This is a genomic window from Celeribacter halophilus (assembly GCF_018860305.1).
Classification (GTDB): domain Bacteria; phylum Pseudomonadota; class Alphaproteobacteria; order Rhodobacterales; family Rhodobacteraceae; genus Celeribacter; species Celeribacter halophilus_A.
Window position 1 is genome coordinate 901995 of the sequence record NZ_JAHKPE010000031.1, and the last position, 15199, is coordinate 917193.

General features: G+C 60.7%; 13 protein-coding genes. 1 reads left to right on the forward strand and 12 read right to left on the reverse strand.

Features of this window, described 5'->3' with window-relative positions; genetic code table 11:
• Positions 1–20 precede the first annotated feature (20 nt).
• The 8 genes from KO492_RS16290 to KO492_RS16325 all read right to left on the reverse strand — a co-directional run bounded on the left by KO492_RS16290 (position 21) and on the right by KO492_RS16325 (position 9755).
• Entirely contained in the window at positions 21–1400 is a 1380-nt protein-coding gene (locus tag KO492_RS16290) for an ammonium transporter (RefSeq protein WP_216045884.1), read from the reverse strand.
• Positions 1401–1811: 411 nt separating this feature from the next.
• On the reverse strand, positions 1812–2525 hold the full coding sequence (locus KO492_RS16295) for a FadR/GntR family transcriptional regulator (RefSeq protein WP_216045885.1): 714 nt from the start codon (positions 2523–2525) through the stop codon (positions 1812–1814).
• Between the two features lie 276 nt (positions 2526–2801).
• The gene (purU, locus tag KO492_RS16300) at positions 2802–3686 is read right to left on the reverse strand and encodes a formyltetrahydrofolate deformylase (protein ID WP_216045886.1); all 885 of its coding nucleotides are present in this window, start codon (positions 3684–3686) and stop codon (positions 2802–2804) included.
• 78 nt (positions 3687–3764) lie between these two features.
• Complete coding sequence (folD, locus tag KO492_RS16305; protein WP_216045887.1) at positions 3765–4682, reverse strand: bifunctional methylenetetrahydrofolate dehydrogenase/methenyltetrahydrofolate cyclohydrolase FolD; 918 nt, start codon at positions 4680–4682, stop codon at positions 3765–3767.
• A gap of 13 nt (positions 4683–4695) precedes the next feature.
• Positions 4696–5265 (reverse strand): sarcosine oxidase subunit gamma, encoded by a 570-nt coding sequence (locus KO492_RS16310; RefSeq protein ID WP_303578309.1) that lies wholly within the window; start codon positions 5263–5265, stop codon positions 4696–4698.
• On the reverse strand, positions 5258–8218 hold the full coding sequence (locus KO492_RS16315; RefSeq protein WP_216045888.1) for a sarcosine oxidase subunit alpha family protein: 2961 nt from the start codon (positions 8216–8218) through the stop codon (positions 5258–5260). The genes KO492_RS16310 and KO492_RS16315 overlap by 8 nt, the downstream gene beginning before the upstream one ends.
• Positions 8215–8493: a sarcosine oxidase subunit delta gene (locus KO492_RS16320; protein WP_066599115.1), complete on the reverse strand. Its 279-nt coding sequence runs from the start codon at positions 8491–8493 to the stop codon at positions 8215–8217. Before KO492_RS16320 ends, KO492_RS16315 begins: the two co-directional genes overlap by 4 nt.
• 11 nt (positions 8494–8504) lie before the next feature.
• Entirely contained in the window at positions 8505–9755 is a 1251-nt protein-coding gene (locus tag KO492_RS16325) for a sarcosine oxidase subunit beta family protein (RefSeq protein ID WP_216045889.1), read from the reverse strand.
• Positions 9756–9874: 119 nt separating this feature from the next.
• On the opposite strand from KO492_RS16325, the gene KO492_RS16330 reads away from it, so the two are divergent.
• Positions 9875–10822 (forward strand): GlxA family transcriptional regulator, encoded by a 948-nt coding sequence (locus KO492_RS16330; protein ID WP_216045890.1) that lies wholly within the window; start codon positions 9875–9877, stop codon positions 10820–10822.
• A gap of 56 nt (positions 10823–10878) precedes the next feature.
• On the opposite strand, the gene glnT is transcribed toward KO492_RS16330, so the two are convergent.
• Genes glnT through KO492_RS16350 form a run of 4 tightly spaced genes read right to left on the reverse strand, consistent with a single transcriptional unit; the run spans position 10879 to position 15184 of the window.
• Positions 10879–12195: a type III glutamate--ammonia ligase gene (gene glnT, locus KO492_RS16335; RefSeq protein WP_216045891.1), complete on the reverse strand. Its 1317-nt coding sequence runs from the start codon at positions 12193–12195 to the stop codon at positions 10879–10881.
• Positions 12196–12251: 56 nt separating this feature from the next.
• Positions 12252–13577: an FMN-binding glutamate synthase family protein gene (locus KO492_RS16340; protein ID WP_066599106.1), complete on the reverse strand. Its 1326-nt coding sequence runs from the start codon at positions 13575–13577 to the stop codon at positions 12252–12254.
• A 10-nt stretch (positions 13578–13587) separates the two neighbouring features.
• The gene (locus KO492_RS16345) at positions 13588–14289 is read right to left on the reverse strand and encodes a protein GlxC (RefSeq protein ID WP_066599101.1); all 702 of its coding nucleotides are present in this window, start codon (positions 14287–14289) and stop codon (positions 13588–13590) included.
• A gap of 4 nt (positions 14290–14293) precedes the next feature.
• Positions 14294–15184: a class II glutamine amidotransferase gene (locus KO492_RS16350; RefSeq protein WP_216045892.1), complete on the reverse strand. Its 891-nt coding sequence runs from the start codon at positions 15182–15184 to the stop codon at positions 14294–14296.
• Positions 15185–15199 lie beyond the last annotated feature (15 nt).

The following is a 15199-nucleotide window of genomic DNA, read 5'->3' on the forward strand; positions in this document are numbered from 1 at the left end:
GTCCTTTCCTTTTCGAGGGATCACTCAGCCGGGCTGACCGAGGGATGAAGGGATTCGGGATAGGCATCGGCAGGCACTTTGACCGCGTCGAGACCCATGATCTCTGCTTCTTTCGGGACGCGAAGCTGTCCGGTGACTTTCAGCAGGTAAGAGACCACATAGCCCGGAACAAAGCCCAGAAGACCCATCGTGATGGCACCGACAAGCTGGCCGAGGAAAGAGGTCTCGATGACATCTTCACCGAACAGCGCCGGATAACCTTGGGCCGCGATACCCACCGAGATGAGACCCCACATGCCGAGGAACCCGTGCACAGCAAAGGCACCAACCGCATCATCGACGCCACGACGCTCGATGAAAGAGGCCACATAGGGCATCATGCAGGCCCCGATAAAGCCGATGGCAAAGGCCATGGGCGGATACCAGAGATCCAGACCGGCAGCAGCCGAGATGATCCCGCCCAGAGCGCCGGACATCATCCAGAACGGATCGCGTGTCACCATCCATGCGCCGATGATACCGCCTGCAAAGGCCATCAACGTGTTGAAGGTCATGCCGGAGATCGTCATGGGCGTGCCGTAGATCGTGGCTTCGATCTCGTTACCCCAGGACCAGGCTTCACCCGGAACAATCACACAGCCCATGAGAAAGCCCCAGAAACCGGCGATGATCAGCATCAGACCGATGAGCGTCATCGGCATGGAGTGACCCGGAATGTTGTTGGCCGAGCCGTCCGCGTTGAACTTGCCGATCCGCGGCCCGAGATTGATGAGCACACCAAGGGTAAAGAAACCCGCGATCATATGCACAACACCTGCGGCACCGAAGTCATGATAGCCGAACTTGGTAACCAGCCAGCCATCTGCATGCCAGCCCCATGCGCCTGCCAGAATCCAGACGAAAGAGCCAAGAACAATGGCCAGAACAACAAAGCCCGTGAGCTTGATCCTCTCGATCACACCGCCTGACATGATAGAGGCCGTGGTCGCCGCGAACAGCACGAAGGCCCCCCAGAACACGCCGGATGCGCGGTCATCGAGGTTCGGGCCCATATACTGGCTCCACGGCAGAGCAACGTCATTGGCATAGGCCAGACCGGAGATGCCCATGGCCCCTTCGGACAGCGTCAGACCTGTCGGGAAGGCCCAGTAAATCCACCAGCCGATAAAGTAGAAGAAAGGCACGATCATCGCGAAGGCGAGGATGTTCTTGATGCCCGAGGCCAACGCGTTCTTCGAGCGCGATGCCCCCATTTCATATGCGAGGAACCCGGCATGGATCAGCACCATGAGCGGGATCGTCAGATAGTAGAAAGTCTCGGAAAATGTACCGTTTGTCGCGGCGTGATTCCCCTGTAGCTCCGCAACCGCGGCAGCCAAGGATGCAAGATCCTGTTCCAAGTCGTTCTCCCTGTCCTGTGAACGTGACCTAAATTCCAAGCCAGATTTGGTTTATACCAATTGTGCGAACTGGCTCACTCAGTGCCTTTCATGAGGGGGTGCGGATCACCACCGGTCAAACTTTTTTCCTGTCAGGAATTTAGCTTCACCCTGCGGACGCCACTTTTTAGGTCAAACGACCACTACATGATCGCCCCATGATGAAATTATAAGCGACGCGCGAACCCCGAAAACCTGAGAAACACAGCGATGACAGGGCACATTCACGCTGGATATGGTGCCGCACAGCCCCCGCGCCTCCGTTTAGACAGATTCGCGGCGAGGTCTTGGACCTGAAAACTGGATCATGTGAGAGACGTAGGGCGCAAGAGACAGTCCGGAAATTGGCCCAACCAATTTGCCCTGCGAAGGTCAGTCTTCCTGAAGCAACAGGCGCTGGTCTTCAATCAACGCGAGTTTCATGAACTCGGAAGCCTCCTCAATGTCCCGCGCCGCGATGGCGTTGAACAGCCCGTTATAGCCGCGCTGGTATATCTCGATCCGCGCAGGCGTCAGGTGGCGGCGATACATGGCCGCACGAAACGATTGCCGCCGCGCGTCCAGCACCAGATTGTAGCACGCAATCAAAAGCGGATTGCCCGTGCCCTCCGCAATCAGCCGGTGGAACTCTTCTTCCAGCGTGACAAAGGCGGTCGCATCCGCCTGCACCGCTTCCATCTTCGAGAGCACGACAGAGAGCGCCTCGATCTGTTTCGGCGACATGTTGACGATGGCCAACCGCACCATTTCAGGCTCTAAAATCCCGCGCATCACCTGCAATTGCAGCGGCCCCGTCTCCGAGGCCACAGGCGATAGCGCCGCCCCTGCCCCGTCCGGATTATAGGTCACGAAAGAGCCCGACCCTGCCCGCCGCCGGATCATCCCGCGCGTTTCCAACTGGTCCAGCGCCTCGCGCACGGTATTGCGTGCCACGCCAAGCTCCTGCGCCAGCTGACGCTCGGAGGGGAGCCGTTCTTCGGTAGCATATTCCTGCGTCACGATCCGCGTGGTCAGCGTCTCGATCACATATTTCACGGTCGCACCGGGAAGCGAGGTCGGAGAAGGAGGCAGGGAAGCGTTGGGCAAGGGATTAATCCTGTGAGGTCTCCGCCTATTAGACCAATTTTGGAGAATTGGTCCAGAGCGATGCGGTCACAGACGCAAAAGAGGCGCGGAAAAACCACGCCTCTTGGGAATATTGGTGTTTGGAAGGCTTTATCCGGCCTTCGCTGGTCTACGAGGACGTTTACCCTGCGCCCGCAAGTGTGCGGCGGCAAGACCCAGCCCTCGCAAGTGTGCTCGGGCGTTCGAACCTTTCAAAGGTCCACTGGACCTTTAAATCCGGCAAAGCCGGACCGGTTCTCACCCCATTCTTTCCGAGCTATAGCTGCCCGGCGATGCCTGGAAGACCACCGTCTTGTTGCCGTTCAGGAACACGCGGTGATTGGCGTGGGCGTGGATGGCGCGGGCAAGCACCTGACTTTCCACGTCACGACCCAGAGAGACGTAATCTTCCGGACTTTGCGCATGGGTGACGCGGACGGTGTCCTGTTCGATGATCGGACCCTCATCCAGATCGGCGGTCACATAGTGAGAGGTTGCCCCGATCAGCTTCACGCCTCGCGCATAGGCCTGTTTGTAGGGGTTCGCGCCTTTGAACGAGGGCAGGAACGAGTGGTGGATGTTGATGATCCGACCCGACATTTTCTGGCACATCTCGTCCGACAGGATCTGCATGTAGCGCGCCAGAACGATCAGCTCGGCACCTGAATCCTCGACCACTTTCATGATCGCGGCTTCGGCTTCGGGCTTGTTCTCCTTGGTCACTTTGATGCAGTGGAAGGGGATGTCGTTATTCACCACAACCTTCTGATAATCCATGTGATTCGAGATCACCGCCACGATCTCGACCGGCAGCGCACCAATGCGCACACGGTAGAGCAGGTCGTTCAGACAATGGCCGAAACGCGAGACCATGATGACCACTTTCATCTTCACGCTCTCGTCGTGGAAGGCGTAGGTCATGCCGAAGTCTTTGGCGATGGGGGCGAAAGCGTCTTCAAGCGCAGCCTGATCCGCGTTTTCCTGCGACTCAAAGCTGATCCGCATGAAAAAATGGCCCGTGTCCGAGTCGTCGAACTGCGAACTGTCGGTGATGTTACACCCGTGCTCCGCGAGGAAGGTGGCGATGGCGGCGACGATCCCGCGCTGGGTCGCGCAGGTCACGGTGAGGCAATATTTCGTCATCTTGTTCTCCAGATGCAAGGCGCTCCCCTGAAGCGCGCCCTCGATGTTGGTATTGTTTTCTAGTGTTTTTATCGTTGATTAAGCGGTGAGCCCTTCGGGCTCGGGAAGACCGTTGGCGCGGCAGGCTGCCGTCACCGTATTGGCCAGAAGACAGGCAATGGTCATCGGACCGACACCACCGGGCACCGGCGTGATCGCACCGGCAACCTCCTTGGCGCTGTCAAATTCGACATCCCCCACGAGTTTGGTTTTCACGGTGCCATCCTCGCGCAGACCTTTTTCCGGCGCGTCGATCCGGTTGATACCCACGTCGATCACGGTCGCGCCGGGCTTGACCCAGTCGCCAGTGACCATCTCGGGGCGCCCCACGGCGGCAACCAGAATATCGGCGCGGCGGCAGACCTCTTCGATGTCCTTGGTGCGCGAATGCGCGATGGTCACGGTGCAGCTGTCCCGCAGCAACAATTGTGCCATCGGTTTGCCGACAATGTTCGAGCGCCCCACAACCACGGCATTGAGACCGGAGAGGCTGCCGAGGTGATCGCGCAGCATCATGAGACAGCCCAGCGGCGTGCAAGGCACCATGCTTTTCTGCCCCGTCGCCAGCAGACCGACATTGGAGATATGGAACCCGTCCACATCTTTTTCAGGCGCGATGGCATTGATCACCAGATCACTGTCGAGATGGTCCGGCAAAGGCAGTTGCACGAGGATGCCATGCACTTCAGGATCGGCATTCAGTTGTTCGATAAGTGCAAGAAGATCGGCTTCTGACGTCTCTGCGGGCAGTTTATGCTCGTAAGAGTTCATGCCACATTCCACGGTCTGCTTGCCCTTGTTGCGCACATAGACCTGACTTGCAGGGTCTTCCCCCACCAGCACCACGGCCAGTCCGGGGGTGATCCCGTGAACCTCTTTCAGACGCGCCACATGGGCGGCAACCTTTTCGCGAACGGTGGCGGCAAAGGCCTTCCCGTCAATGATTTGTGCAGTCATGCTTTTCTCCAACTCAATCTTCAAGGCGGCGCGCAGCCACGGCCAAGGCATGCCACAGCGACCCCGCCAATGTGCGCATCCCGATCACGGCCAGCCGGTCGTCGGCGCGGCGTATCAGAAAGACCGTCATATGTTCCAGCCCCGTGCGTGTGGTCTGCCCCGCGCCCAAGGCCTTCGGGTCGATGTTGACGAGCTTGCGCATCAGCGCCTCGATCGGAGCGGGCCCGTGTGCTGAGGTGATTTCAAAGGCGGTGAACCCGTCGGTCTGTTCCGTCACAGTGGCGTCAGAGGCTTCGGCCCTGACAGCTGCGGCGAAATCAGTCGCGCCCTGCCCCTGTCCTTCGATCATCCACTGGTCACGTCCGGTCCAGAAAGCGCCATAGCTGCCTTTCGATACGGCCTGCCCCACATCGGGCAGCGTCAAACCAAAAGGCTGCGGCGCGCTCTGGCCCTTGCGCAAGGCCAGCGAGGCCAGACCAAGCTCCGAATCTTCCTTAATCGTCAGACCGCCAAAGGTCTCGATACGGGCCACCGTGCCGCCAAGCGCACAGATCGGGGTTAAATCAGTCACAAGATCAATCACGGAGACGTCCTCCTTCGGGATCAACAAAATGGGCAGAGACCACCTCGACCTTCACGGCCTGCCCTTCGAGCGGGTTGGCCGCGACCAGCACTTCGCCCAGACGCGTATCGCCATTCTCAAGGAAGCCGAGCGCGATATAGCTTTCCAGATGCGGCGAGTAGCACGACGAGGTGAGCCAACCCTGATCGGTGTCCATCGTCTGCGCCGCCCCTTCTGTGAAGAGATGCGAACCGGCCATGGCCTGTGTCTGCGGCTCCACGGATTTGAAGCCCACAAGCCGCCGCGTGTCCGCCGCAAGGCCCTCGCGCCGCGACATCACCGCGCCGATACTGTCTTTCTTGGCGGAAACCATCTTGCCCAGACCCAACATCTGCGCCGTGGTCTGGCCGTTGAGTTCGGCCCCTGCCGCGTGGCCCTTCTCGATCCGCAGCACGCCCAGCGCCTCCGTCCCGTAAGGGGTCACGCCCAGATCCGCGCCCTTCTCCATCAGCCGCTCCATCAGCGCCTGACCAAAACGGGCAGGCACGGCGATCTCATAGGCCAGTTCACCGGAAAACGAGATACGGAACAGTCGCGCCCGCAACCCGCCGCAGATGGTCAACTCGGCACAGCCCATAAAGGGGAAGGCCTCGTTCGACATATCGAACCCGTCCACGAGCCGCGACAGAAGTTCGCGCGACTTCGGACCGGCCACGGCAATCTGCGCCCATGCGTCGGTGGTGGAGATCAACTGCACGTCAAGCTCCGGCCAGAGGCATTGACGGGCAAATTCCATCTGGCGATAGACCAGACCCGCATTGGCAGTGGTCGTCGTGACCACATAGTGATCCTCACCCAGCCGCGCACAGGTGCCATCGTCATAGGCGTGACCGTCCTCGCGCAGCATGAGGCCATAGCGAACCTTGCCGACTTTCAGCGTGCCCATCATGTTGGCATAGATACGGTTGAGAAACTCGCCCGCGTCCGCGCCCTGCACATCGACCTTGCCCAGTGTGGTCACATCGCACAACCCCACACCGGAGCGCACGGCCAGCACTTCGCGGTCCACGGTCTCGCGCCATGTGGTCTCGCCTTTTTGCGGGAAATATTGTGCCCGCATCCATTGGCCCACTTCGACAAATTCAGCGCCCTGCGCCTCGGCCCAATAATGCGTCGGTGTCAGACGGCGCGGGCGGAAGAGAGGCCCCGTATCACCGCCGCCCAACACCGACAGGGAAACCCCCGTGTAAGGCGGACGAAAGATCGTCGTGCCTGTCTCGGGGATGGATTTGCCGGTCAGTTCGGCCATCACCGCCAGCGCGGAAATGTTCGAGGTCTTGCCCTGATCCGTGGCCATACCCAGCGTGGTCCAGCGTTTCAGATGCTCGACCGGCTTCATATTTTCCTTATGCGCCAGCGCGATGTCCTTCACGGTCACATCGTTCTGGAAATCCACCCATGCCCTTTTTCTCGTGGCCCGCTTTGTCCCCGGAACATGCCAGAAGGCCGCCTGTTCCGCAGAGGCATTTTCAGCTTTCGGCAGGGGAAGCTCGGCGGCTGTGATCTCCAGCTCGGCCAAAGCCCTGATTGCCGCAGCCATACCGTCCTGCAACGCCTCGGCCGTGCCGCCCTTGCCCGCTGCCGCACCGGCAGGGATGAGACCTTTCGGCCCGTCGGGGCTTGGCACAAAGGCCAGAAGCCGCTCGTCCCAGACCGGACGCCCGCGATGATGGGACGACAGATGCACATTCGGGTTCCAGCCGCCAGCCACACCCAGAGCGCCCACGGAATGCCATTGCGACTGGCCGCCACGGGTGATCTCGATAGCGCTCAGGCCCAGACGCCCCTTGGTGCCTGTGACCGTCGCCCCTGCGAACAGCTCGTAATCGCCAAAGGCTTTGGCGTCCGCGCGGGCATCAATCACGCCCAGCACCTTCGCGCCTTTGGCCATCAGGTCCATCGCCGTGCGGTGCCCGTCATCGCCATTGGTGAAAATCGCAATCGCGTCACTGCCTTGTTTGACCGGACTGGCCGCCCAGCGGTTCGCATAGGCCCGCATCGCACCGGCCAGCATCACGCCGGGGCGGTCATTGTCGGCAAAGGGAATATGCCGCTCTGTGGCCCCTGCCGCCAGCACGGTCCGTTTCGCGGTGATCCGCCACAGGGTCTGGCGCACATTGTCGCCCGGTGTGGGCAGGTGATCCGACACCCGCTCCACCGCGCCGAAAATGCCGTGATCATAGACGCCGAACACCGTGGTGCGGGTCATGATGCGCACATTGGGCAGGCTCTCAAGCTCGGCCTTCACCGCCGCAATCCATGCAGTGGCCTCCGCCTCGTCCAGCAGGTCGCTTTCCATCAAAAGCCGCCCGCCAAGCGCGAAATCCTCATCGGCGAGAACGACCTCGGCCCCTGCGCGACCCGCGGTCAGCGCCGCCGACAACCCCGCAGCCCCGCCGCCTACGACCAGGAGATCGCAATGCAGGAAACCTTTGTCGTAATCATCGGGATCGGGCAGCATCGACAGCGACCCAAGCCCCGCCGCCTTGCGGATCGCAGGCTCGTAGAGCTTTTCCCAGAAGGCTTTCGGCCACATGAAGGTCTTGTAATAGAACCCCGCCGCAAAGAAAGGCGAGAGCACGTCATTAACCGCCAGAAGGTCGCGCTCCAGCGGCCCCATATGGTTTTGCGAGCGCGCCGTGAGACCGTCGAAAAGCTCGGTCACTGTGGCCCGTGTGTTCGGCTCCTGCCGCGCGCCGGTGCGCAATTCGACCATAGCGTTGGGCTCTTCGGACCCTGCGGCAAACACCCCGCGCGGGCGGTGGTATTTGAAACTGCGCCCCATAAGCTGCACGCCATTGGCCAGCAGGGCCGAGGCCAGCGTGTCGCCCTCGAAACCTTTGAAGGATTTGCCGTTGAAGGTGAAATTCAGCGGTTTGGACCGGTCAACGAGACCACCTGTGAGACGGGTCATTTGGCAGCTCCTTTCACATCGGAGGCAAGTTCGGCACCGAGGATTTCATGGGTCGTGGTGTCGCGCGTGACGACAAGCCAGCTCCGGTCGCCCTGCTCGTGGAACCACAGTTCACGATGCACGCCCGCCGGATTGTCCCGCAGGAAAACATAGTCGCAAAACACCGCTTCGGCGTCAGGGGTGGCAGGATCGGGCCGGTTCATCAGCGCCGCGTCGCCCAGATAGGTAAATTCCTGACTGTCGCGCAGGCCGAGAAGGGGATGAGGGATCAACATAGCTCTCTACCTCAGTGCAAATTGGGTTGGGCGCCAACGCCCTTTTCGTCAATGACATAACCGCGGTTGAAGCGATCCATGCGGAAGGCGGTCGCGGTCTCGTGCGGGGTGTCTGTCGCCAGCAAATGCGCAAAGGCATAGCCGGAGGCCGGCGTGGCCTTGAACCCGCCGTAACACCAGCCCGCGTTGAGATAGAGCCCGTCGATATGGGTCTTGTCGATGATCGGAGAGCCGTCCATGGACATATCCAGCAGACCGCCCCAACCGCGCAATAGTCGCGCGCGCCCGATCATCGGCATGAGCGCCATGCCGCCTTCGACCACATCCTCGACCACCGGCAGATTGCCGCGCTGTGCGTAGGAATTGTAGCCGTCAATATCGCCACCGAATACAAGCCCGCCCTTGTCGGACTGGCTGACATAGAAATGCCCCGCGCCAAAGGTGATGACGCCCGGAATAGTGGGTTTCAGCCCTTCGGTGACAAAGGCCTGTAGCACATGGCTTTCAATCGGCAGGCGCATCCCCGCCTTGGCCATGACACGGCTTGAAGAGCCCGCGACAGAGACGCCGACCTTTTTCGCCCCGATAAAGCCGCGCGAGGTTTCCAGCCCGAGCACACGCCCGTCTTCGATCTTGAAGCCGGTGACTTCGCAATTCTGGATAATGTCCACGCCGCGCATATCCGCGCCACGCGCATAGCCCCAGACCACACCATCGTGCCGCGCCGTGCCCGCACGGGTCTGCATCAGCCCGCCCTTGATCGGGAACCGCGCATTGTCGAAATTCAGGAAGGGCACCATGTCCTTGAGCTGTTCCCGGCTCAACAGCCGCGCACCTGCGTCCGAGATCATCATCGCATTGCCACGACGGCGGAAGGCATCGCGCTGCCCGTCCGAATGGATCAGGTTGATAATGCTCCGCTGGGACACCATCGAGTTGAAATTCGTGTCCTGTTCCAGATTTTCCCAGAGCTTCATCGAGAACTCGTAGAAGGGCTGGTTGCCCGGCAACAGGTAGTTGGAGCGGATGATCGTTGTGTTCCGACCCGCATTGCCGGACCCGATCCAGCCCTTTTCCAACACGGCGATGTTCAGTTTGCCAAAGGTCTTGGCAAGGTAATAGGCCGCCGCAAGCCCATGTCCGCCGCCGCCGACAATCACGATGTCATAGGCGGGTTTCGGCTCCGGATTGCGCCACAGAGGCGTCCAACCCTTATGCCCGGTCAGGGCCTCTTTCACGACTTTGAAACCTGAGAATTTCATAGATGCGCTCCTTCATCACACCTTTGTTCTAGCGGTGATTTTGGCGCTGTTCTTCCATCATAAGGTCATATAGTTTCTTTATCAGGACATGATGTCCAAAAACCTGCCGGAGTGTGCCCATGCGCCGAATCGCCTTTCTCCTGCTCGACGGATATGCGCTTCTGTCGACCGCCTCGGCCCTCGAACCGCTGCGCGCGGCGAACCTGTTTTCGCCCACCCTGCGCTATGACATCACCCTGCTCTCCGCCACCGGCACAGAGGCCCGATCCTCCGTCGGGGCCAGCTTCCAGACGCGCCCGTTTCAGGATGCGATGCCGCTGTATGATGTGCTGTTCGTGGTCGCGGGCGGCACGCCTGCGCGCATCACCGACCCCGCTCTTTTCGCGTGGCTCAGACAGGCCGACCGCAACGGCGTGGCGCTTGGCGGCATCTCCGGCGGGGCGGTGGTTCTGGCCAAAGCGGGGCTGCTGGAGAACCGGCGGTTCACCGTCCACTGGCACCATTACGACGATTTCGAGACCCTGCCCGGCGACTGGCTTTTGGAGCGCAAGCTCTTTGTCATCGACCGCGACCGTTACACCTGCGCGGGGGGATCAGCGCCCTTGGACATGATGCATGCCATCATCGCACGCGACCACGGCACGGGGTTTGCGCAGAAGATTTCCGACTGGTTCATCCAGACCGAGGTCCGCGCCGCCGAAGCGCCCCAGCGCAGTTCCTTTGCCGCACGCTATGGCCCCCTGCCCGACGGGGTCGCCGCGGCCTTGGAATTGATGCAATCGCATATCGCCGATCCTCTGGGACAGGACCAGATCGCCGCGCTCTCCGGCCTCTCCACCCGCCAGTTGCAACGCCAGTTCCGCGAGACCACGGGCCGTTCGGTGATGGAGGAATACCGCCGCATCCGTCTGGAAACCGGCAAGGAACTGATCGAGACGACCCGCATCCCTCTGGCCGAAATCGCGCAGATGGCGGGGTTTTCCTCTCAGGCGCATTTCTCGGATGCCTTCCGCAAAGCCTTCGGCATGGCCCCCTCAGCCTTACGCAAAAAAGAAGGCCCGGCGTAAACCGGGCCCTCAGGGACAGTGAAGGCGGGGAAACCCTCACTCAGGGAATTTCGCACTCAGATGTCGAGCGTGTTATCTTTCTCCCACCGCGAGAAATGCGACACGAAAGCATTCCATTCCTGATGCTTCATCTTGATGAAAGAGGCCGAGAAATCGTCGCCCAGCATGGATTTCAACTCAGGGTCGGCATCATAGGCACGGATCGCATCGAGCATGTTGAGCGGCAGTTTCGGCGCGCCTTCGATCTTGTGACCTTCGGCATACATATCAATGTCATAGCGCGGGCCCGGATCTGCTTTGGAGCGGATACCCGACAGACCGGCGGCGATGATGACCGCTTGCAACAGATAGGGGTTCACCGCCCCGTCCGGCAGGCGCAATTCAAAGCGGCCCGGCCCCGGAACGCGCACCATGTGTGTGCGGTTGTTGCCCGTCCACGTCACCGTGTTCGGCGCCCAAGTGGCCCCCGACATGGTGCGCGGCGCGTTGATGCGCTTGTAGGAGTTCACCGTCGGGTTGGTGATCGCCGCCAGAGCTTCGGCATGTTTCATGATGCCGCCAAGGAAGAACCCGCCCTGTTCGGACAGACCCACCTCACCGATCTGGCCACCGGCATTGCCGGCAAAGGCGTTGGTCTTGCCGTCGAGATCCCACACCGAGATATGCGCGTGACAGCCGTTGCCGGTCAGACCCTCGATGGGTTTGGGCATAAAGGTCGCGCGCAGCCCGTGTTTCTCGGCCACGGATTTGACCATGAATTTGAAGAAGGAATGGCGGTCCGCTGTCACCAGCGCATCGTCGAATTCCCAGTTCATCTCGAACTGGCCGTTCGCATCCTCGTGGTCGTTCTGATACGGGCCCCAGCCCAGCTCCAGCATGTAATCGCAAATCTCGGCAATCACATCATAGCGGCGCATCACCGCCTGCTGGTCGTAACAGGGCTTTTCCGCCGTATCGAACGGGTCGGAGATTTTCTCTCCGTCCGGCGTCAGCAAAAAGAATTCCGCTTCGATCCCCGTCTTGACGCGCAGGCCGGTCTCGGCGGCTTCCTTGACCAGTTTCTTGAGCACATTGCGCGGGGCCTGCTCGACGGGCTGGCCTTCCATCACACAGTCGGCGGGCACCCATGCCACATCGCGTTTCCACGGCAGTTGAATCACCGCGTCAGGGTCCGGCACGGCCAGCATATCGGGGTGCGCAGGCGTCAGGTCCAGCCATGTGGCAAAGCCCGCAAAGCCCGCGCCGTCTTCTTCCATATCCGCAATCGCTTGCGCAGGCACCAGCTTGGCACGCTGCCCGCCGAAGAGATCGGTGTAGGACACCATAAAATATTTTACGCCTTTTTCCTCGGCGAATTTTGCAAGTTTGCTCATCTTTTAATCCCTGTTGTCTGTCTTTTACGAAAGAAGGGCCCGAAGGCCCCTCTAGATCAAAAGCCCGGCTTGCCCGGATACCAGTTGGTGCCCGCGAGCGGCACCTGTGCCATAGCCGCCGCTTCCATCGTCAGGGCGCAGAGGTCTTCCGGCTCGAGGTTGTGGACGTGATTGTGACCACAGGCGCGCGCTAGGGTTTGGCACTCCAGTGTCATCACGTTGAGGTAGTTGCGCAGCTTGCGGCCCGCCACTTCCGGATCGAGACGTTTCATGAGTTCCACATCCTGCGTGGTGATCCCCGCCGGATCGCGGCCTTCGTGCCAGTCGTCATAGGCGCCCGCCGTGGTGCCCAGCTTGTTATACTCGGCCTCCCATTTCGGGTCGTTGTCGCCCAGCGCCACCAGAGCCGCCGTGCCGATGGCCACAGCATCCGCACCCAGCGCAAGCGCCTTGGCCACATCCGCCCCGTTGCGGATGCCGCCGGAGACGACAAGCTGCACTTCGCGGTGCAGGCCCAGATCCTGAAGCGCCTGAACCGCCGGACGGATACAGGCCAGTGTCGGCTGGCCGACATGTTCGATGAACACGTCCTGCGTGGCCGCGGTGCCGCCTTGCATCCCGTCGAGGACGATCACATCCGCCCCCGCCTTACAGGCAAGCGCCACGTCATAATAGGGCCGTGCGCCACCGATCTTGATGTAGATCGGTTTTTCCCAGTTGGTGATCTCGCGGATTTCGAGGATTTTGATTTCCAGATCATCCGGTCCGGTCCAGTCGGGGTGGCGACAGGCAGAGCGCTGGTCGATCCCCACCGGAAGGTTGCGCATACCCGCGACCCGTTCGGTGATTTTCTGGCCCAGAAGCATCCCGCCACCGCCGGGTTTCGCGCCCTGGCCAACCACGATTTCAATCGCATCCGCACGGCGCAGATCGTCGGGGTTCATCCCGTAGCGCGACGGCAGGTATTGGTAGACGAGTTTCTCGGAATGGCCGCGTTCCTCTTCGGTCATGCCGCCGTCACCCGTGGTCGTGGAGGTGCCCGCCATCGTCGCACCGCGGCCAAGGGCCTCTTTGGCGTGACCGGAAAGCGCCCCGAAGGACATGCCCGCAATGGTGATCGGGATTTTCAGCTCGATGGGCTTTTTCGCGAATCGGGTGCCCAGCAGAACGGAGGTGTCACATTTCTCGCGATAGCCTTCGAGCGGATAGCGCGACATGGACGCGCCCAGAAACAGAAGGTCGTCGAAATGGGGCACGCGGCGTTTCGCGCCACCCCCGCGAATGTCGTAGATGCCGGTGTCGGCCGCACGACGGATTTCCGAGTTGACGGAGTTGGAGAAGGTCCAGCTCTGACGCGGTTCGGTTTGTGGTGTCTTGTCCATCTCGCGCTCCTCAGTATTCGTCGGCGTGATCAATGTTGAAATTGTAGAGCTTGCGGGCAGAACCGTAGCGCGTGAACTCTTCGGGCTTGGCGTCGGCTCCGGCCTTTTCGAGAAGCTCCTTGAGGATCTCGATATGCTCGGGGCGCATCTCTTTCTTGATGCAGTCGGCACCCAGAGATTTCACATTGCCGCGCACAAAGAGGCGTGCCTCATAGAGACTGTCGCCCAGCGCATCACCGGCATCGCCCAGCACAACCAGATTGCCCGATTGCGCCATGAAGGCGGACATGTGGCCGATGTTGCCATGCACGACAATGTCGATGCCTTTCATCGAGATGCCACAGCGCGAGGAGGCATTGCCCTTGATGTTCAAAAGCCCGCCATGACCGGTCGCGCCCGCATATTGCGAGGCATCGCCTTCGATCGTGACGACACCGGACATCATGTTTTCGGCAACACCCGGACCGGCGGAGCCTTCGACGGTGACGGTGGCGTCCTTGTTCATACCGGCGCAGTAGTAGCCGGTGGAGCCCTTGATCGTCACATCGAGCGGACCGTCAAGACCGCAGGCCATCGCATGGGAGCCGCGCGGGTTGATGATTTCAAACGCTGCATTGGCCTGTGCCTTGGCGGCGGCCTGAAGCGTGGTGTTGACCTCACGGAGTTCCATGGCGGTCATATCGAGCACTGTTTTATCAAGTGTCGTGGTCATTGGATCATCGCTCCCAGAAATAGACAGTTGCGGGTTCCGGTTCCCAGACGCGGGCTGCTTCGATGCCCGGAAGGTCTGCGAAGGCCCGGTATTCGGAGGCAAAGGCGACATAGTCGTCGGTCTCGGCCATCACGGCGGGTTTGCAGGCAATCGGGTCGCGCACGACGCCAAAGCCGTTCTTGGTGCCCGTCACAAAGGTGAAGAACCCGTCGAGATCCTTGATCGTGCCTTCAAGCGCTTCGCCCAGAGAGGCCCCTTCGGCAATGCGCGAGGAGATATAGGCCGCGCCCACTTCGGTGTCGTTCTCGGAGCGGGTGAACACGCCTTTCTTGGCGAGTTTGCGGCGCATCTGGTTGTGGTTCGACAGCGAGCCGTTGTGCACGAGGCACTGGTCGTCGGCGGTGGAGAACGGGTGCGCCCCCATCGTGGTCACAGCGGATTCGGTCGCCATACGGGTGTGGCCGATGCCGTGGGAGCCGCCCATGTCGCGCAGGCCGAAACGGGCCGCCACGTCTTTGGGAAGGCCGACTTCCTTGTAGATTTCCATAGTCGCGCCGGAGCCCATGATCCGCAGGCCCTTCTCTTCGAGATAGGCGATGGCCTCTTGCTCGACCGCCTCAGGCAGGGTCAGAACCGCGTGGGTATCGACCACCTTGATCGTCACCGGCGCATCGACGGCGGCACATACGGCGGCATCGAGATCGGCGAAGGCCGCGTCGGGCGTATCCGACTGGACCGTGATTTTCACCATACCGTCCGCTTCTTCACCATAGATCGCGATCCCTGCACTGTCGGGGCCGCGGTCGGTCATGGTGATAAGCATATCGGTCAGCATATCGCCCAGCTGGGGGCGCAGTTCATCCTTTTTCAGGAAGAGGCCAACAATGCCACACATAGGTTCCTCCATAGT